Here is a 19,151-nt window from a genome sequence, read left to right as displayed (position 1 = left end):
ATAATATGAGTAAAAAAAATGTTCTTGTAACGGGTGGGGCCGGATACATTGGCTCGCATGCAGTAAAAAAATTAATTGAAAATGGAGACAATCCTGTAATTTTAGATAATTTTTCTACTGGTAATAAATGGGCTCTTCAAGATTGTGAGTTCTTTGATTGTGATCTATTAGATAATAATAAATTAAAAGGTATCTTTGCAAAAAACAGCTTTGATTATGTGATGCACTTTGCAGGAAAATCACTCGTGGGTGAGTCTGCACAAAAACCCAGTTTATATTATGAGAATAATGTTTCAGGGTCTATTAACCTTTTAAACGCTTGTATAGATTCAGATATTGATAAGATAATATTCTCTTCTTCAGCTGCTGTATATGGTGATCCAAAGTCAGAACTTATAAACGAAAATCATCAAACCAAGCCTAAAAACCCTTATGGTCAAAGCAAGCTGTTTATTGAAAAAATTTTAGAAGATGCTTTCATAGCTTATGGAGTAAGCTCAATTTCATTTAGATATTTTAATGCAGCAGGAGCAGATCCTCTGGGGACTATAGGAGAATTTCATGAGCCAGAAACCCATTTAATACCAAATGTGATTATGAAATTAATATCACAAAAAAATTCTAAAAAGTTAAAAATTTTTGGAGATACATATCAAACAAAAGATGGAACATGTGTTCGAGATTATATCCATGTAAATGACATTGCATCAGCACATATAAAAGCCTTTGACTTTCTTGATAAAAATTCTAAATCTCATATTTTTAATCTTGGAAATGGAAGTGGTTTTTCGGTTTTGGAAGTTATAAATACAGTGAAGAACAAATTGAATTTAAATAAAATATCTTATGAAATTGCACCCCCAAGAAATGGAGATCCTGCAGTTTTAGTTGCTGATTCAGCAAAAGCAAACTCACTTTTAAATTGGAATCCAAATAATTCAAATATTGAAAATATTATCAATGACGCAATTAACTGGCATAGATCAAACAATCTATGAATTGTGATTTGCAACAAATTTCAAAATTAAAATCAAAGCTAGGAGAAGGTATTTTTTTTGATGGCAGCGCTGTATATTGGGTTGACATTGAATCTAAAAGAATATTTTCTTCAAATAAAGAATTCAATGTTATTCTTGATTTTATTCCTTCTGTTATTTTATCAAAAATAAAGAATAGACTCCTTGTGGGCGCAAATAAAGGAATTTATTCAATCTCTCCACAAACCATAGAACAAGAAATAACATTTGAAAATATTTTTGATTCCTCAGAATATAGACTGAATGATGGGTGTTTGCTTAGAGACGGAAGTTATCTTCTAGGGTTTATGCATCAGAAAACTCCCAATCGTAAAATTGGTGGTATCTTTCATGTTTCGAAGAATAAAAATATAACCTTGTTAGACTGGAACTGCAAAATACCAAATACTTTTATTGAATTAGAGAATTCAGATATTCTAATTACAGACTCTTCAGAGAGCAAAATTTACAGATGTACTTTAGATATTGAAAATAAGAAGATTTACAAAAAAGTTTGGAATTTTTGTAATAAAAATAAAACGCCAGATGGCGGATGTATAATTTTTGGAAATCTCCTCGCAATTTCAATTTGGGATGGGTCATGTATAAATATCTATAATGAAAATGGAAAGGTTGTAGATGTTATAAGATTACCATTTACCAGACCTACTAATTGTGCTTATGATGCAAAGAATTCTGGCTTATACATAACTTCCGCAGCTAGTATAGATGGCAATTCAAAAGATATTCAACTTGGCGGACATACTTTTAAGTTAAAATATAGCTATGATAATTTCAATAGTAATAAGAACTTTAAATGAAGAAAAGTATTTAGAAGAGCTTTTATCATCTCTTCGAAATCAAAATTTAGATGGTAATGAACTTGAGATAGTTTTAATTGATTCTGGTTCAACTGACAATACCATCAACATTGCAAAGAAATACAATTCTGTAATAACTTATATAAAAAAACATCAATTTACATTTGGTCGATCTTTGAACATGGGAACTGAAAAAACTTCTGGTGATATAGTTTGTTATATAAGTGGCCACTGTATCCCATGTGATAAAAACTGGTTAATTAATCTCATTGAACCAATCTTAAAAAATAATATTAGTTATGTTTATGGATCACAAGTTGGACGAGACACAACAAAATTTAGCGAAAAACAATGGTTTAAAAAATACTTTCCTGAAAAATCACAAATCCCTCAAAATGGAATTTTTTGTAATAATGCAAATTCAGCTCTTCTAAAATCAGTATGGAAAGACTATAAATTTAACGAAAAACTTACTGGGCTTGAGGATATGGATCTTGCTTCCAGGCTTTCAAAAGCAGGGCTATTAATTGCATATAAGGCAGAGGCTAAAGTTTTCCACATTCATAATGAGACATGGTCTCAAACTAAGCACAGATATGAAAGAGAGGCTATGGCTCTTCAACAGATATCTCCAGAAATTCAAGTAACACTCTTAGATGCAATAAGATATTTCATAAGCGGCATTTTTTTAGATTTTAGTGAGGCGTTAAACGAAAAATGTTTGAAAGAAAACTTCTTGAGTATAATTAAATTCAGACTTGCTTTAAACTCAGGTACATATTTAGGCAATCAATCACACAGAAAATTATCCAAAAAAAGAAAGGAAGAATATTTTTATCCTAAAAAAACTAATGAATAAAATAACAGCATTATTGCCAATGAAGGCTAACAGCCAGAGAGTTCCAAATAAGAATTTTAAATTATTTAATGGTAAGCCATTATTTATGTGGGTTTTAAATGAGTTGCTTGCTTCAGAATTAATTGACCAAATAGTAATTAATACAGATGCCAAGGATAATATTATGGATCATGGTATCAACGAATCGGAAAGAATTATAATAAGAGACCGTGATAGTAATCTTTGCGGTGACGAGGTCTCGATGAATAAAATTATTAAAGATGACTTGCAAAATATAGAATCTGAAATATACCTAATGACACACACTACAAATCCTCTAATAACAAAATTTACTATTAATAAAGCTATCAATACCTTTCTAGATTGCTGTAATAACAGAGATTCAGATTCACTTTTTTCTGTAAATAAGTTTCAAAGTCGTTTTTATGATCATAAATGTCAACCAATTAATCACGATCCAAATAATTTAATTCAAACACAAGAGCTGGAGCCATTTTTTGAAGAAAATTCAATCTTATATATTTTTACTAAAAAGAGTTTTAGTATTACTAATGCAAGGATCGGAATGCGACCAATTATGTTTGAAACTCCAATGATTGAGTCTATAGATATTGATACTCCAAGTGATTGGGACTTTGCATTTAAGCTTAAAGAATTAATATTAAAAAATAATAATGACTGAGAAATTAAAAGTATTGATTACATGCCCACCTATGCTCTTGATGATTGATCATTTTAAAGATCTGCTTGAACAAAAAAATATATCGATTACGACTCCAAATTTTGTTCAGACATTGTCAATTAGTGAATTAATAAAATTAGTACCATTACATCATGGCTGGATTATTGGCGATGATCCTGCAACTAAAGAGGTTTTTGAAGCAGGCAGGACCGGCTTACTTAAAGCTGCAGTTAAATGGGGAATAGGAGTCGATAACGTTGATTTTGAAGCATGCAAAGAGTTAAATATTCCAATAACCAATACACCAAATATTTTTGGTTCTGAGGTTGCTGATATCGCACTAGGTTATGTAATTGGTTGTGCTAGAGGCACCTACGAAATTGATAGAGCTGTTCGATGTGGACATTGGTATAAACCAACAGGGCAATCTTTATCTGGAAAAAATGCTGCTATCATTGGTTTTGGAGATATAGGCAAGCAACTTGCAAAGAGATTGATAGCGTGCGAAATGAATGTTTCTGTATACGATCCTTTTGTATTAAACGAAGAAAAAATTGAAGTCACTATAAATAATTGGCCGGAAAAAATTAATGAAGCTGATTTTATTATTCTCACATGCTCACTAAATGACTCAACATTCCATATCATAAATGATAACTCAATTAGAGATATGAAAGATGGTGTTAGTATTGTAAATGTAAGCAGGGGACCATTAATAGATGAAACTATATTAAATAAGTATTTAGATTCAGGCAAAATAAGATATTTAGCTTTAGATGTTTATGAAAAGGAACCCCTAAATAAAAATTCTTTGCTTATTAATAGAAGCAACATAATTTTAGGATCACACAATGCATCAAACACCAAAGATGCTGTTATAAAAGCAAGTGAACAAGCAATTAAAACTTTAACTGATTTCTTAAAATGTGAACATGAATACTAAAACCGCAATTATTACAGGTACAAATGGAAGTATTGGCAATGCAGCTGCAAAAGAACTAAAAAATGAGAATTATTTTGTTATCGGCATAGATATTCATAAAAAATCTATAAATAATAAGAACGTGGATATATATTTATCTATTGATTTATGTAAGATTTATACAGATACAATTTATAGAGATAAAAAATTATATGAGATCAAGAAAAGTCTGCCTGAAAATTCAGTCGATCTTTTAATTAATAATGCCGCCTTTCAAGTTGTGAAAGACTTGAAATCTATTAAAAAAGATGATGTTGAAAAAGTATTTGCAATAAATACATTTGCACCTTTCATTTTGATTCAAGGTTTATATAATGAATTAACATTTTCATCTGGCAAGGTAATTAATATTGGCAGCATACATTCAAGGCTTACAAAAAAAGGGTTTAGTATTTATGCTTCCAGCAAATCTGCTCTGAGAATGATCACAAAATCTCTTGCATTAGAACTAGGTTCTGATATATCAATTTTATCCATTGAGCCATCTGCAATTTCAACACCAATGTTACTAGATGGATTAAAAAATAAAGCACATTTAAATAAATTAAAAAAATACCATCCAACAAACAGCATAGGGACGCCAGAAGAAATTGCAAAACTAATATCATTATTAGGAAAATATAACTCTAAATTTTTAAATGGCTCAATATTAAATTTTGACGGTGGAATTGGATCTTTATTACATGACCCAGAAAGCTAATCTATCAGATCTTAAAAAAGCACTTTTCATCTTGTCTGATGAAAAGTCTAATCTTTTTCTTTTTGCATTTTTATTTTTAATTACAGCTAGCCTTGAAATGCTTAGTATTGCTAGCATTGGAGCAGTAATATCCAAGATTGTTACTACAATTTCTGATTCTTTAGATTCTGGATCAATATCGAATAATATGCTGTTGATTATTGTTGCATCAATTTTTGCATTAAGAGGGGTAATGATAATATTTTTAAGTTACAAACTATGGCATTACTGTGTAACATTTGGAGCAACGTTAAGAACAAGGTTAATGAAGAATTATCAAGCGATGTCATATGAACGTTTTACACGAATTGATCCAGGTCAATATTCTCAAAGAATTTTAGAGGTATGTGCTCAATTTTCACATACATTCCTTTGGTCAATTCTTAGACTATGCGCTGACATCGTAATTCTAGCAGCGATATCTTTTTATCTAATTTATATAAACTCTACACTGTTTTTTTTAGCTTTTGGAGCAGCATCTATTTTATTTTTAATAAGCGAGTATTTTATAAAGCCAAAAATAAAGAAATATGGCGAAATTTCAAATAACCACTCAGCTAAAATGACTTCGACCGTTCATAATGGGATAAATGGTTTAAGAGAAATTAAATTACTTAAAGCTGAAAAATATTTCTCAAATTTGGTAAAAAAATACGCTTTGACATACGCTCATGCAAATGTTCGTGCTGCTACAGCCCAAGTTGCTATAAAGACTATTTTAGAATCAGTTATTATAGTTATATCAATAACTTATGTAATTTTATATAGTGTTCAAAGTGGAGTTTCATCAGATATATTATTAGATTTAGGCATATTTGTTTTTGGCGCCTCTAGGGCGATTCCTGCTATAAATCAGATTGTTCTTGGATTAAATAAAATTAGATATTGTTCAAATTCAATTAATGTCCTTTATGATGAATTTAATCAGAATTACCCCCTATCAAATAATAAGTCAAATAATAATACTATGCTTAGTGAGGATGACGGAAGATGTAACTCTATCTCTTTAAAAAATGTTTCCTCTGCGTACGCCAACAGTGATGAAAAAGTACTTTTGGACATAAATCTAGATATTAAGATAGGTAAATTAACTGGAATATTTGGTGAATCTGGTTCAGGGAAATCAACACTAATAAATATATTATCTGGTCTCATTAATCCAATTCATGGAGAAGTTCTTTTATTAGACAAAGAAAAAAATAATTACACTTTTTCAAATGACAGAGTTTATATATGTCCTCAAGAATCATTTATGATCGATGATACATTAAGTAAGAATGTGGCATTAAGCGATATTTATGATGAGAATAAGGTAAAAAAAGCATTAGAATTATCAGGATTTGATTTTACTCATAAATCCAAAAAAAATTTAAAAACTATTGTAGGTGTTGGCGGTAAACAATTATCAGGAGGACAAAGACAGCGTGTTTGTGTTGCAAGGGCAATATATCATGATAAAGATTTTTTACTTTTTGATGAACCAACTAGTTCTCTAGATAAACATACTGCAAATATAATGCTTTCAAATCTAAAAAACTTATCTCATAATAAATCTATTCTAATTGTGTCTCATGATAAAATTCTCCTTGAGAAATACTGTGATGAGATATTTGAACTTAAAAACAATACCCTTCAACAAGTAAAATAATGAAAAAACACTTTAATAAATCTTTTCAAATTGGCAACAAAACAGTCAGTGAAGATAGTAATGTATTTATAATCGCTGAAGCTGGTGTTAATCACTGTGGTGATATGGATATGGCTTATAAGATGATTGATGTTGCAGCAGAGTCAGGTTCTGATGCAATAAAGTTTCAAAGTTTCAAAGCTGATTCTCTAATTCTAAAAGATGTAGATATGGCTGATTATCAGAAAACTGCTCTTAAATCAAATAAAACACAATATCAGATGTTAAAAGAATTAGAATTAAACATTGAATCAGCTGAGAAATTGAAAAAACAATCCGAAGAAGCTGGATTAATATTTCTAACTACTCCTTTTGATTATGATAGTTTTAAAGAATTAATAAAACTTGATCTTGCTGCATATAAAATAGCCTCCACAGATACTACAAATATTGAATTCATCAAAACGATAGCAATGCAAAATAAACCATTAATTATATCTACAGGTATGACCCATATGTCTGAGATAAGTTTGTTACTTAATGAATTAAAGCATATAAACAAAGATATTGTATTGCTTCAATGCACCTCAAATTATCCACTTGATGATTCTGAAGTAAATCTTAATGTTATAAATACTTTTAAAGATAATTTTGATTGTTTGGTAGGTTTTTCTGATCATTCTATTGGTATACAGGCTTCACAACTATCCGTTGGAATAGGATCAGTAATGATTGAAAAGCATTTTACTCTTGACAAAAACTTGCCAGGACCAGATCACTCTGCATCCCTTGACCCAGAAGAACTTATCAAATTTGTAAAATCTATTAGATCTGCAGAAGTGATTATGGGGTCCTCATTAAAAATGCCAACCATATCAGAAATAAGAACAAGAGCCTCATTGCAGAAATCTATCGTAGCTTTACAGCCTATAAAAAAAGGGGACATATTAAACGATAAAAATCTTGGCTGTAAAAGATCAGGTGGAGAAGGTATTCCAGCAATATATCTCAATGATTTATTTGGCTTAACAGCAACTAGGGATTACTCAATTGATGATTTAATTATTGAATGAGAATTGTATTATGTGCAAATCATAGGGCTGGTCATGAGGCTTTACTTTTATTATTATCTGAAAGTTTTGTTGATAAGGATTCAGTTTTAGTTTTCACTCATGCTAATTCAGACAGCAAAAAAATTATTCAGGAGTGCTCAAAGTTAAATATAAAGTGTATAGATAAAAATATTAATAATTTTGAGAATGAAGTATTTAAGTTTAGCCCACATATTATCCTCTCTTGTTACTACAGATACATCATTAAGGAACATATACTTTCTTTAGCAAAATTAGGATGTTTAAATATTCATCCATCTCTATTGCCACATTATAAAGGAACCTTTTCTTCTCCTTGGGCAATAATTAATAATGAGAAGTTATCAGGCATATCAATTCATGAAATGGTTAAAGAGGTTGATAACGGAAATATCATTATGCAAGAAACCACTGAGATATTTCCTTCAGACACAGCCTATTCTCTTTACCATCGACTTGTAAGCTTGGCTATCAAAATGTTACCAAATGCTTTAAAATTATACATATCTGGTTACCGCGGCGTTAAACAAAAATTAGAAATTGATAAATCTAAACACTATTTTAGTCGTGATTTACCTTTTGGAGGTGTATTAAAGACAAAAGATACAACTTATGAGGAAGCTAGCAGATTTATTAGAGCAATGTATTTTCCTCCCTTTGATGGAGCAAAATTTAAACTAAATAGTGGCGTGGTTAAAGAAGCAAACTCAATAGAAGATATCGAATCCTTTATTCACGAATTTAAGTAAGGCATTAATTTTATGATTTATGTATCCTCATCATGTGTCAAAAACCAATTCATTTGGCAAAGTGTAGAAACACTTGCAAAAAATGGCTTTAAAAATATTGAGCTCAGCGGTGGAACTGAAAGGGATTCAAGATATATAAAACACTTACATGATCTCAAAGAAAAGTTTAATTTAAATTATAGGTGTCATAATTATTTTCCACCTCCAGAAGAACACTTTGTTATGAACCTAGCATCTGATTCAGACGAAATATATAGTAAAACAATCAATATTATCAATGAATCTATCAAATTATCTAAAATATTTGGCGCTACTGAATATGGTTTTCATGCAGGTTTTTTGATTGACATAAGCACCAGTGAAATTGGAAAATCTGTTATGGGAAGAGATTTATTTGATAGAAAAGAAGCTAATAATAGATTTATTGAAAGGTTTAAAAATATAGATGTACAAGATGGTATTAGGCTTTATATCGAGAACAATGTAGTGTCTATGAATAATTATTCTAACTTTGGTAATCAAAATTGCTTTCTTTTAACAAGTTATGAAGATGTTGAGGCAATGAAATCAAAACTAGATTTTAATTTGCTTTTAGACATCGGTCATCTTTATGTTAGTTGCAACACCTTAGGTAAAGATTTTGATCAGGAATTTAATTTGTTAAGTCAATTAACAGACTATATTCATATAAGCGATAATAATGGAGTAAGTGATGAAAATAAGAGACTTAAAAAAGGAAGTAAAATTCATAATGCCTTACTAGCTTCTAACCTAAAAGATAAAACGTTTACCTTAGAAATAAACAATGATATTGAAGGATTAACTGATTCTTACAATATCTTAATGGAGTTATTGTGATACAAGACTTGGTTTGTAAATCAGATATTCTTATAAGAGATGTATTTCATAAGATAGATAAGAATGGGCACGGAACATGCTTTGTTGTTGATGATCAAAATATTCTCATAGGTGTTATAACAGATGGTGACTTAAGAAGATCATTGCTCAATGGACATGATTTATCCTCTCCTATTAAAAATGTTATTAATAAAAATTATACTTTTGCCACCACTGATGATGATGCAAATAAAGTTTTGAGCAGGCTGAGTGATGAAATAAAAATTATTCCTATTGTCGATCAGAGCCAACATGTAGTTGATTTTGCTTCTTATAATCACATACCAATGACACCAGTTGCCACACCTGATCTTTATGGTAATGAATTAAAATATCTAACCGATGCCTTCCTAAGTACCTGGATTTCGAGTACCGGTGAATATATTAATAGGCTTGAGAATAATTTTGCAAAATATTGTAATACTGATTACAGCACCTCTGTATGTAATGGCACAATTGCATTGGAGCTAGCCCTCAAATCAATTGGAGTCGGTGCAGGTTCAGAAGTTATAATCCCAGACCTAACATTTGCAGCTACCATAAATGCAGTAATACATGTTGGAGCAACTCCTGTAATAGTGGATATTGAAGAAAATAGTTGGTGTATTTCACCTAATGAAATTGAAAAGGCTATAACAAAAAAAACATCCGCTATAATTCCTGTTCATATATATGGTCAACCTGCTTCGATGGATAAAATATGTGAAATAGGTAAGCGATATAATATTCCAATTATAGAAGATTGTGCTGAGGCACATGGAGCAAGTTTTAATAATGTACCTGTTGGTAGCATTGGTACTATTGGCTGTTTTTCATTTTTTGCTAACAAAATAATGACTACTGGTGAGGGTGGGATGTGCACAACTAACTCTAAAGAAATTTTAGAAAAGATGAATATTTTGAAAAATCATGGCATGTCAAAAGAGAAAAAATATTGGCATGAACATCCCGGCTTTAATTTTAGATTAACAAATACACAAGCTGCAATAGGTGTAGCTCAACTTGAAAGAATAGATTATATGCTAAAAATTAGAGCAGATCATGAAGAAAAGTATAGAGAACTATTTAGCAATGTTGATATGAACCTTTCATTTCAAGAGAATATTCCTGGAAGAACTAGAGTAGTTTGGCTAGCATGTGCGCTAACTGATTCTTCAGAAAACAGGGAGCGACTATATGAAAAAATGCAAGCAATTAAAATAGATGTTAGAAGATTTTTTTATCCTTTGTCTGATATGCCTCCCTATAAACAGTTTGCTAAAAATCCATGCCCTATTACAAAAGATATTTCTTCAAGAGGCATATCCTTTCCAACATTTAATAATAATTTAAGGATCAACGAGATAACCAAAAAAATAAAAGAATATTATTAAGGTGCCAAAATGAAAAATAGAAACCCTAAAGAGCTTTATAATTTACCAGAAAAAGTCGAGTACTGTACAAGGTGTGTAATTTCTAATCAAAGACCTAGAATATCATTTAATGATGACGGTGTTTGCTCTGCATGCCAGTTTGCTGACCATAAAAATACTGGTATTAACTGGGATAAAAGAAAGAAAGAGCTAGAAAGCCTATGTGATAAACACAGAAGTTGTGATGGCTCTCATGATGTGGTAGTTCCAGGCAGTGGAGGTAAGGATAGTAATTATGTTGCACACATGCTTAAAGATCAATATGGCATGACACCTTTAACTGTAACCTGGGCCCCACATATTTATACAGAAATTGGAAGAGAAAACCTAACATCTTTTATAGATTCTGGTTTTGATAATATTTTGGTGACGCCAAATGGAGCTGTTCACAGATTGATGACCAAAGCAGCATTTTTGGAAATGGGAGATCCATTCCAGCCATTTATTTTTGGTCAGTATTCAGCACCTTTCAGAGTTGCCATTCAATATAAAATTCCATTAGTATTTTATGGAGAGGACGGCGAGGTTGAGTATGGTGGCTCAATGGATATGTCAGATAGGCCAAGCCTTGGTTACAAAGACTTTGTTAATCATAGATTCTCAGGAATTTTTCCAGAATTTTTTGCGAAGTACGGTATTAAGTCAAAAGATCTTGAAAGATATTCTTTATCTAATGATGAGCTTAAAGGTTTAAAAGAACTTAACATCGAGCAACATTTTTTTAGCTACTATCATAAGTGGGTCCCTCAAGAAAATTTTTATTACTCATTAGAACATACAGGCTTTAATTTAAACCCTGAAAGAAGCGAAGGCACTTTTACAAAATACGCCAGCCTGGATGACCAATTGGATGGCTTTCATTTTTATCTTGCCTACATTAAGTTCGGTCATGGGAGGTGCACCTCTGATGCTGCTCATGAAATCAGGGATGGTTATTTAAGTAGGGAAGAGGGCGTTGCTTTAGTTAAAAAATATGATGGCGAATTCCCTAAAAAATATTATGAGATATTTTTAGAATATGCCGGAATAACAGAACAGCAGTTTAATGATGTTATAGATTCATGGAGGAGTGATCATCTTTGGGAAAAGAAAGATAACAAATGGAATCTTAAGAATACTGTATTTAATAAAGATTAATAAAAGTGTCAAAATCTAATATTCGTATTATTCCTAGGCTTGATATAAAGTCTGGTAAATTAATTAAAGGTATAAAATTGGAAGGACTTCGTATTGTAGGTGATCCATTTGAGTCAGCAATTAGATATTATAAAAATGGTGCCGACGAGCTTTTTTTTCATGATGCTGTAGCAAGCCTATATGATCAAAATCATTTAGGTGATTTCCTAGAACTTATTACTGACGAAGTTTTTATTCCCGTTACTGTTGGAGGAGGAATAAGGTCTGTTGAAGATGCAGTTTATCTTTTCAAAAAAGGAGCTGATAAAGTTGCCTTAAATACAGCTTTTGTAAGAAACCCCAAACTTATAGAAAAACTTGCTGAACTTTTCGGAAGTCAATCTGTAGTTGGCTCAATTGAAGCAAAATGCATAAATGATGATAGATGGGAAATTGTTACTGAATCTGGAAGAGAAAATACAGGAATTGAAATTAATGAATGGATGGGAATACTACAAGATAAAGGAGTTGGAGAAATCTTTATAACTTCTGTTGATAATGAGGGAACAAAAAAGGGTTTTGACTTAAAGCTAGCAAACTACATAAAAGTTGCTAATGTACCAGTAATTTTTTGTGGCGGGTTTAATAATCCAAAGAATATTCATGAATTAGTTTCTGTTTATAACGTCCAAGGTATTGGAATTGCTGATTATCTGCATTATAAAAGAGGCAAAATAAGTGATATTAAATCTTGGTCAAGACAAAATTCAATCAATGTCCGATAAGAAATGAAAAAAGTTGCTGTAATAGATTACGGAGCAGGCAATCAAAAGAATATATTTAGAGCTATTAAGGCAATAAATTGCGAGCCTGTTCTTGCCAGTAAAAAAAGTGATCTTGATGGAATAAGATATATTATTGTTCCAGGTATGGGATCTTTTTCTGTTGCAGTGAGACATATGAAGAGAACTGGTTTATTTGAGGCCCTTATTGAAGCTGCAAACAGCAATAAAAAAATTCTTGGCATTTGCTTGGGACTTCAATTATTTTTTGAACATGGAGATGAGGGTGGAAAAAACATCGGTTTAGGAATTCTTAAAGGAAAAATACTTCCGTTAGAAAATTTTTGTGATTTTGCAGATGATTATAAAATACCTGTAATGGGTTGGTATAAGATAGTATGGACATTATCTGAAGAAACAGAATTTTCAAAAATAATTAATAAGGTTTCAGATAAGCATATGTATTTTGCTCATTCATATGGTGTTCAGCCTGAGAATAAAAATATTGAATTATGTACTTTAGATTACTACGATGCAAAGATTATCGCTGCAATAAAAAAAGATAATATCTTTGGAACCCAGTTTCATCCTGAGAAAAGTGGAGAAGCGGGACTAGAAATTCTTAAGGCTTTTATATCATGAAAATTTTATGTGTAATTCCAGCAAGAGGCGGCTCAAAAAGATTACCAAAAAAAAATTTAGAATACATTAATGGACAATCATTAATTGAAAGAGCTTCAATCGTTGTAAGAAATATTGATCATGTGGTCGATACAATTGTAACTTCTGATTCAAAAGAAATCATAAATCATTCAAAGGATCTGGGATTGCTTGCTCCATTTGTTAGACCAAAAAATCTTTCATCTGATGAGGCTTCAAGTGTAGATGTTGTGATTCATGCATTAAATTGGTATGAATCTAATATAAATGAGGTTGATGCAATTTTATTATTACAACCCACATCCCCCTTTAGAAAAAAATCCTCAATATTGAAAGCTATTGATCTATTAATAAACAAGAATTGTAAAAGTGTAATAAGTGTTAATTTAACTCACTCTCATCCCAAATGGACATTTAAGTATTCAAATGAGTATCTTGAAACTTATCTTGAGGATCATGGTCTTAATACAAGATCACAAGACTTAGATCCTGCATATGTTGTAAATGGCAATATCTACTTAACATACAAAAAAGCATTAATTCAAAATAAATCTTTTTTTACAGATCAAACAATACCATATATTCTAAATAATGATATCGAATGTCTTGATATAGACACACATCATGATTTAGAGTTAGCTAGATATTATTCAAACAATAAATTATGGAAACAAGACAATGACAAAAATACGAGAAGTTAATATTTTAGATAGAAAAGTAAGCATAAATCATAAACCACTAGTTATTGCAGAGTTGGGAATTAACCATAATGGATCTTTAGAAGAGGCATATAAGATAGTTAATGCTGCTGCGGCTACTGGGGTCGAAGTTATCAAACATCAAACTCACATTATTTCAGATGAAATGTCCGCACAGGCAAAAAAGGTCATTCCTGGCAATAGTGATAAATCTATATATAAAATCATGGAAGATTGCGCTTTATCTGAAGATGAGGAGTTCGCATTAAAAGAATATATTGAAGATAAAGGAATGATATTTATTAGTACTCCCTTTTCAAGAGCAGCTGTAGATAGATTAATCAAAATGAAAGTGCCTGCATTTAAAATAGGCTCAGGAGAATGCAACAACTATCCTTTGTTAGAGTACATCGCAAGCTTTAAAAAACCAATAATTTTAAGCACTGGCATGAATACAATGAAGGAAGTTGAAAAATCAATAAAAATTTTTGAAGATGCAGGTATTGAGTATGCTGTTTTACATACAACAAATTTATATCCCACTCCACCAAGATTAGTAAGACTTGGAGCAATGCAAGAGATTTCTCAAAAGTTTCCTGGAATTGTTTATGGTTTATCAGACCACACAACAACAAATCATTCATGTTTTGGCGCTGTTGCACTTGGTGCATCTATTCTTGAAAAACATTTTACGGATACAATGACAAGAGAAGGACCGGATATTGTATGCTCAATGGATCCATCTGCTTTAAAAGATTTAATTTTTGGAGCCAATCTTTTATTTGAAGAAAGAGGAGGAACAAAAGGCCCAGTAAAAGAAGAGCAGGTTACAATGGATTTTGCATTTTCTACAATTGTCACAATAAAGCCCATTAAGAAAGGCGAAAAGTTTACAAAAGAAAATATTTGGGTCAAAAGACCAGGCAATAAAGGTATGAAAGCTGATAGATATAATGATGTACTTGGAAAGCTTGCAGTTAATGACTTTACAAAAGATCATCATATTGAAAAAGAAGATGTTATTTGGTGAAGAAATTGAAAATCTATATATCAGGCTCATCAGGATTTCTTGGATCTAATTTTGACCGCCATTTAAAAAAAAAATTTGAGATAAAACATTTTTTTGCTCAAGATAAATCTAGCTTTGATTTAGATACAAATGATTTTATTGATGAATGTTCATTTTTTATTCATCTATCCGAACCCTCTTTAAAACATATTTACGATGATCAATTATGTAAAAAGTTAAAACAAAATATAGAAAATTTATCCAAAGTACTGAAGAATAAGTTGATATATTTTTCATCAGGATCTGTTTATGGTGACAAATCAATTACCCCTTATGATGAAGATAGTAAAGTTTTTTGTAATGACCCTTACTCAAAACTTAAGTTAATAAATGAGAAAACTGTTCTTAAAAATGGAGGTATGGTTTTAAGACTATCAAATGTTATCGGCAAAGGAATGCATAAAAAAAATGTTTTGGGGCATATAAAAAAATTTATAGACAATAAAAATCAAGATTTAACAATCTTAAATACAACTTCAATTAGAGACTACATTCATGTAAATGATGTAAGTAAATTTATAGAGTTAGTTATTCTGTCAGGGAGAACCAAGAATACTATTTATAATGTTGGATCAGGATTTGGAACATCAGTTCATGAAATAATTAATACACTAAACACAAAATTTGATCATAAATTTGAAAAGATTATAGAGACAAAAAAAATAGATCATCTTTCATGCAATATTTTATCTATAAAAAAGGCTAATAAAGATTTTAATTGGATGCCTGACAATGTATTTAAAGATATAATAGATAAAATTTACACTTAATTGCAAAACACTCATGCGCAAAATAGCAATTTTTACAGGCAACAGGGCTGAATACGGACTTCAGTTTCCGATTCTTAGAGCGGTAAAAAAACATCCTGATCTCGAACATAAGTTATTGGTATCTGGAGCTCATTTGGATAAAAACTTTGGAAAAACTTTGCAAGAAATACGTTCAGATGGGTTCGAAATAGATGCTGAAATAAAAATTGAGATGGATGCAAAAACATTATTTGCAACTGCCCAAGCAATAGGATCTGGCATATTAGAAATTAGCAAGGTATTAGCAAAAATGAAACCAGATATTATGGTTGTCTATGCAGATAGATTTGAAGGGTTGGCAGCTGTTATAGCATCCTCTCAAATGAATATACCTACTGCGCACATTGAAGGTGGTGATATCACAGAGGGAGGTGCTCTTGATGATTCTGTAAGGCATGCAATGACAAAATTATCTCATATTCACTTTACAACCAACCAAGAAGCATCCAATAGAATTTTGGGTCTTGGAGAAGAGGAATGGAGAGTTCACACCGTTGGATTTCCTGCTATTGATTTAATATCTGAGAACAATTTTGCTACCAAAGATGAAATAGTTTCAGAGCTTGATCTTGATTTAAATAAACCAATTATCTTATTTACACAACACTCTGTCACTACAGAGTTTGATCAATCTGTTGATCAGATAAATCCATGCCTCGAAGGACTAGCTAGACTTTCTAATGAAGACATTCAAATTATAATTACTTATCCAAATAATGATGCTGGAGGAAAACAAATTATTCAAAGAATTAATGAATTCTCAGAATCATCTAATAGCAACATCCAAGTCCATAGATCTTTAGGAAGATATTTATACCATGGAATATTATCTTTATCTGAACAAGGTGTTAGAGTTGCCTGTGTGGGTAACTCTTCTTCTGGTTTAAAAGAAACGCCAGCCTTTTCATGCCCAACCGTAAATATTGGCTCAAGACAGGATGGAAGATTAAGGGGTGTCAATGTTATTGATTGTAATTATTCTTCATCTGATTTACAGGAAGCTATTAAAAAATGCCTTTTTGATGAAAATTTTAGGGATTTATGTCGAAAAGGAGACAATCCATACTGGATGGGAGATGCAGGACCAAAAATTGCAAAAGTCTTAGCAGAAATTGATTTGAATCAGGACCTCATCAGAAAAAAAATGACTTTGAAAGGTAATGTCAAGGATGGATGGTTTCAATAATGTCATCTTTATCAAGGATCTCAGTTGAAGACTTACCAACTAAAGATTTTCTTATCACTGAAGATAAAAAAATAATTGATGCAATTAAAACCCTAAATAAAAACAAAAAAATTGTTTATGTGGTATCAAAAGATGATTTTAAACTTTGTGGATCAATAACTGATGGAGATATTAGGAGATCTCTCTTGGGTGGGTTTGATGTAAAGTCAAGTGTTTGTGAAGCAATGCAAGCAACTCCGAAATTTCTAAATAAAGTGACTTCAGATAAAGAGTGCATAGATTACATAAACAAACACCAAGTGTCTTCACTGCCGATATTAGATAAAAAAGGTAGGATAGTAGAACTAGTTTTTAAAATTAATAATTTTGAAAATAAAGAAAGCATAGACAACAATATTGAAAGGTCTGCACTAATAATGGCAGGGGGCATGGGAAAAAGACTTATGCCTTTAACCAAAAACTGTCCTAAACCAATGCTTTTAATAAATAACAAACCAATGCTTGAAATAATAATTAATAACTTAAAAAAGTATGGTTATAACAAAATATTTATTTCTGTAAATTATCTTGCGAATCACATTAAAGACTACTTCAAAGACGGGTCAATTCTTGATGTTGAAATAACGTATGTTGAAGAAAATAAACCACTTGGAACTGCAGGATGCTTATACCATCTAAGAAACAAAGTGAATGGGCCATTATTGGTTATGAATGGAGACATAATAACCTCTGTAAACTTTGAAGGATTAATTTCTTTCCATCTAAAACAAAGATCAGATGCAACGATGGTTGTGAGACCGCATGAAGTACAAAGTGATTTTGGTGTGGTTAGTACTCATGATCTAGATATTATTGGTTTTGAAGAAAAACCAGTATACGTTAGTTACATAAATACTGGAATTTATATGCTTAATCCTGGCATTTTTAATTATCTTGACGGATCAAGGAAGGATATGCCAAATTTATTTTTAGATATGAAAAAAGATCGCTTAAGGACTATTGCGTACCCAATGCATGAAGATTGGAAAGATATAGGCAATCAGGAAGAGTATAATTCAATTAAAGATGAAAAATTTTAACATAACAAATCCTGTATTTAGTGACCTTGAAAATGTTAAGGCTATTAATCCAAATACAATTAAATTACTTCATGATAAAACAAGAGATGGTAGTTTTAATGTTCTCATCGATGAATCATCTGGAGTAATTTTTCTAGAAAAATTCAATATCATTGAAGATCACTATATTGAGTCTCCTGGAGCAGCAGGTTTTGATTCCTATTTTAATCAGAATGGATATTTTGAAGATGATCTTAGAAGATTTGAATATTTAAAAGGATTTATAAAAAATTCAGAGTATATTCTGGATGTTGGTTCTGAATGGGGCGGCTTTCTTAATCTTGCTAAAGAGGCTTCAAAAAAAATAGAAGGAGCTGAATTAAATTTAGCTGCAGTTAAATATGTAGAAAACAACTTAGGCGTAAAAGTTCATAAAGACGTAAAATTCGTTGAAGATAAACCTGATATCTTAACCATGTTTCATGTTTTAGAGCATATACCGAATCAAATTGATTTTCTTAAAATCTTGCATGATAAAATGTGTCCAGGGGCTATGCTTGTTATAGAAGTTCCTCATGCAAACGATTTTTTAATTAAAAATGTTAATCTGCCTGAGTTTAGAGATTTTACATTTTGGAATGAGCATCTAGTTCTCCATACTGAAGATTCATTAGAAAAGATTATTAGTGCCTCTGGTTTCAAGAACATCGATATCTCATTTATTCAAAGATATGGATTTCAGAATCATTTTGGTTGGCTTAATGATAGAAAGCCTGGCGGACATATAAAATATGCATCGAGATATGACTCTGATTTAAATAAATCTTATTGTAATTGGCACGAAAAAAACAAAACATCAGATACCCTTTTCGCTATTGCTTATAAAAAGAGTAACTAA

At 31.0% G+C, this 19,151-nt stretch carries 20 protein-coding genes; all 20 read left to right on the top strand.

Features of this window, described 5'->3' with window-relative positions; translation table 11 throughout:
* Positions 1–5: 5 nt before the first annotated feature.
* The 20 genes from galE to M9C80_05025 are packed head-to-tail and all read left to right on the top strand — an operon-like array spanning position 6 to position 19,151.
* Complete coding sequence (gene galE, locus M9C80_05120) at positions 6–998, top strand: UDP-glucose 4-epimerase GalE (protein URQ69318.1); 993 nt, start codon at positions 6–8, stop codon at positions 996–998.
* Positions 995–1,837: an SMP-30/gluconolactonase/LRE family protein gene (locus tag M9C80_05115; GenBank protein URQ69317.1), complete on the top strand. Its 843-nt coding sequence runs from the start codon at positions 995–997 to the stop codon at positions 1,835–1,837. Before galE ends, M9C80_05115 begins: the two co-directional genes overlap by 4 nt.
* Positions 1,803–2,696, top strand: a complete 894-nt coding sequence (locus M9C80_05110; GenBank protein ID URQ69316.1) for a glycosyltransferase — start codon at positions 1,803–1,805, stop codon at positions 2,694–2,696. The genes M9C80_05115 and M9C80_05110 overlap by 35 nt, the downstream gene beginning before the upstream one ends.
* Positions 2,689–3,378, top strand: coding sequence for an acylneuraminate cytidylyltransferase family protein (locus tag M9C80_05105; protein ID URQ69315.1), 690 nt, complete (start codon positions 2,689–2,691; stop codon positions 3,376–3,378). Before M9C80_05110 ends, M9C80_05105 begins: the two co-directional genes overlap by 8 nt.
* On the top strand, positions 3,371–4,321 hold the full coding sequence (locus M9C80_05100) for a phosphoglycerate dehydrogenase (GenBank protein URQ69314.1): 951 nt from the start codon (positions 3,371–3,373) through the stop codon (positions 4,319–4,321). The genes M9C80_05105 and M9C80_05100 overlap by 8 nt, the downstream gene beginning before the upstream one ends.
* Positions 4,311–5,060 (top strand): SDR family oxidoreductase, encoded by a 750-nt coding sequence (locus M9C80_05095; protein ID URQ69313.1) that lies wholly within the window; start codon positions 4,311–4,313, stop codon positions 5,058–5,060. Before M9C80_05100 ends, M9C80_05095 begins: the two co-directional genes overlap by 11 nt.
* Positions 5,044–6,747: an ABC transporter ATP-binding protein/permease gene (locus M9C80_05090; protein URQ69312.1), complete on the top strand. Its 1,704-nt coding sequence runs from the start codon at positions 5,044–5,046 to the stop codon at positions 6,745–6,747. Before M9C80_05095 ends, M9C80_05090 begins: the two co-directional genes overlap by 17 nt.
* Positions 6,747–7,799 (top strand): N-acetylneuraminate synthase family protein, encoded by a 1,053-nt coding sequence (locus tag M9C80_05085; GenBank protein URQ69311.1) that lies wholly within the window; start codon positions 6,747–6,749, stop codon positions 7,797–7,799. Before M9C80_05090 ends, M9C80_05085 begins: the two co-directional genes overlap by 1 nt.
* Positions 7,796–8,566: a hypothetical protein gene (locus tag M9C80_05080; GenBank protein URQ69310.1), complete on the top strand. Its 771-nt coding sequence runs from the start codon at positions 7,796–7,798 to the stop codon at positions 8,564–8,566. Before M9C80_05085 ends, M9C80_05080 begins: the two co-directional genes overlap by 4 nt.
* 12 nt (positions 8,567–8,578) lie before the next feature.
* Positions 8,579–9,424, top strand: coding sequence for a sugar phosphate isomerase/epimerase (locus M9C80_05075; protein URQ69309.1), 846 nt, complete (start codon positions 8,579–8,581; stop codon positions 9,422–9,424).
* Positions 9,421–10,836, top strand: coding sequence for an aminotransferase class I/II-fold pyridoxal phosphate-dependent enzyme (locus M9C80_05070; GenBank protein ID URQ69308.1), 1,416 nt, complete (start codon positions 9,421–9,423; stop codon positions 10,834–10,836). Before M9C80_05075 ends, M9C80_05070 begins: the two co-directional genes overlap by 4 nt.
* Positions 10,837–10,845: 9 nt before the next feature.
* Entirely contained in the window at positions 10,846–12,012 is a 1,167-nt protein-coding gene (locus M9C80_05065) for an N-acetyl sugar amidotransferase (protein ID URQ69307.1), read from the top strand.
* Positions 12,013–12,017: 5 nt separating this feature from the next.
* Positions 12,018–12,776 (top strand): imidazole glycerol phosphate synthase cyclase subunit, encoded by a 759-nt coding sequence (locus tag M9C80_05060; GenBank protein ID URQ69306.1) that lies wholly within the window; start codon positions 12,018–12,020, stop codon positions 12,774–12,776.
* 3 nt (positions 12,777–12,779) lie between these two features.
* Positions 12,780–13,415 (top strand): imidazole glycerol phosphate synthase subunit HisH, encoded by a 636-nt coding sequence (gene hisH / locus M9C80_05055; GenBank protein ID URQ69305.1) that lies wholly within the window; start codon positions 12,780–12,782, stop codon positions 13,413–13,415.
* Positions 13,412–14,134, top strand: coding sequence for an acylneuraminate cytidylyltransferase family protein (locus tag M9C80_05050; GenBank protein ID URQ69304.1), 723 nt, complete (start codon positions 13,412–13,414; stop codon positions 14,132–14,134). Before hisH ends, M9C80_05050 begins: the two co-directional genes overlap by 4 nt.
* Entirely contained in the window at positions 14,112–15,161 is a 1,050-nt protein-coding gene (locus M9C80_05045) for an N-acetylneuraminate synthase family protein (protein ID URQ69303.1), read from the top strand. Before M9C80_05050 ends, M9C80_05045 begins: the two co-directional genes overlap by 23 nt.
* A 5-nt stretch (positions 15,162–15,166) precedes the next feature.
* Positions 15,167–15,970, top strand: coding sequence for an NAD-dependent epimerase/dehydratase family protein (locus M9C80_05040; protein URQ69302.1), 804 nt, complete (start codon positions 15,167–15,169; stop codon positions 15,968–15,970).
* A 13-nt stretch (positions 15,971–15,983) separates the two neighbouring features.
* Positions 15,984–17,195, top strand: a complete 1,212-nt coding sequence (gene neuC, locus M9C80_05035; protein URQ69301.1) for a UDP-N-acetylglucosamine 2-epimerase — start codon at positions 15,984–15,986, stop codon at positions 17,193–17,195.
* On the top strand, positions 17,195–18,274 hold the full coding sequence (locus M9C80_05030) for a nucleotidyltransferase family protein (protein ID URQ69300.1): 1,080 nt from the start codon (positions 17,195–17,197) through the stop codon (positions 18,272–18,274). The genes neuC and M9C80_05030 overlap by 1 nt, the downstream gene beginning before the upstream one ends.
* Positions 18,261–19,151, top strand: a complete 891-nt coding sequence (locus M9C80_05025; protein URQ69299.1) for a class I SAM-dependent methyltransferase — start codon at positions 18,261–18,263, stop codon at positions 19,149–19,151. Before M9C80_05030 ends, M9C80_05025 begins: the two co-directional genes overlap by 14 nt.

This window comes from SAR86 cluster bacterium (assembly GCA_023703615.1).
Taxonomy (GTDB): Bacteria; Pseudomonadota; Gammaproteobacteria; order Magnimaribacterales; family D2472; genus MED-G85.
This window is presented reverse-complemented; position numbering and strand designations above follow the sequence as displayed.

Bases quoted from the DNA above. Each gene is read 5' to 3' on its own strand.
- galE (URQ69318.1), top strand. From the start codon at position 6: ATGAGTAAAAAAAATGTTCTTGTAACGGGTGGGGCCGGATACATTGGC.
- M9C80_05115 (URQ69317.1), top strand. From the start codon at position 995: ATGAATTGTGATTTGCAACAAATTTCAAAATTAAAATCAAAGCTAGGA.
- M9C80_05110 (URQ69316.1), top strand. From the start codon at position 1,803: ATGATAATTTCAATAGTAATAAGAACTTTAAATGAAGAAAAGTATTTA.
- M9C80_05105 (URQ69315.1), top strand. From the start codon at position 2,689: ATGAATAAAATAACAGCATTATTGCCAATGAAGGCTAACAGCCAGAGA.
- M9C80_05100 (URQ69314.1), top strand. From the start codon at position 3,371: ATGACTGAGAAATTAAAAGTATTGATTACATGCCCACCTATGCTCTTG.
- M9C80_05095 (URQ69313.1), top strand. From the start codon at position 4,311: ATGAATACTAAAACCGCAATTATTACAGGTACAAATGGAAGTATTGGC.
- M9C80_05090 (URQ69312.1), top strand. From the start codon at position 5,044: ATGACCCAGAAAGCTAATCTATCAGATCTTAAAAAAGCACTTTTCATC.
- M9C80_05085 (URQ69311.1), top strand. From the start codon at position 6,747: ATGAAAAAACACTTTAATAAATCTTTTCAAATTGGCAACAAAACAGTC.
- M9C80_05080 (URQ69310.1), top strand. From the start codon at position 7,796: ATGAGAATTGTATTATGTGCAAATCATAGGGCTGGTCATGAGGCTTTA.
- M9C80_05075 (URQ69309.1), top strand. From the start codon at position 8,579: ATGATTTATGTATCCTCATCATGTGTCAAAAACCAATTCATTTGGCAA.
- M9C80_05065 (URQ69307.1), top strand. From the start codon at position 10,846: ATGAAAAATAGAAACCCTAAAGAGCTTTATAATTTACCAGAAAAAGTC.
- hisH (URQ69305.1), top strand. From the start codon at position 12,780: ATGAAAAAAGTTGCTGTAATAGATTACGGAGCAGGCAATCAAAAGAAT.
- M9C80_05050 (URQ69304.1), top strand. From the start codon at position 13,412: ATGAAAATTTTATGTGTAATTCCAGCAAGAGGCGGCTCAAAAAGATTA.
- M9C80_05045 (URQ69303.1), top strand. From the start codon at position 14,112: ATGACAAAAATACGAGAAGTTAATATTTTAGATAGAAAAGTAAGCATA.
- neuC (URQ69301.1), top strand. From the start codon at position 15,984: ATGCGCAAAATAGCAATTTTTACAGGCAACAGGGCTGAATACGGACTT.
- M9C80_05030 (URQ69300.1), top strand. From the start codon at position 17,195: ATGTCATCTTTATCAAGGATCTCAGTTGAAGACTTACCAACTAAAGAT.
- M9C80_05025 (URQ69299.1), top strand. From the start codon at position 18,261: ATGAAAAATTTTAACATAACAAATCCTGTATTTAGTGACCTTGAAAAT.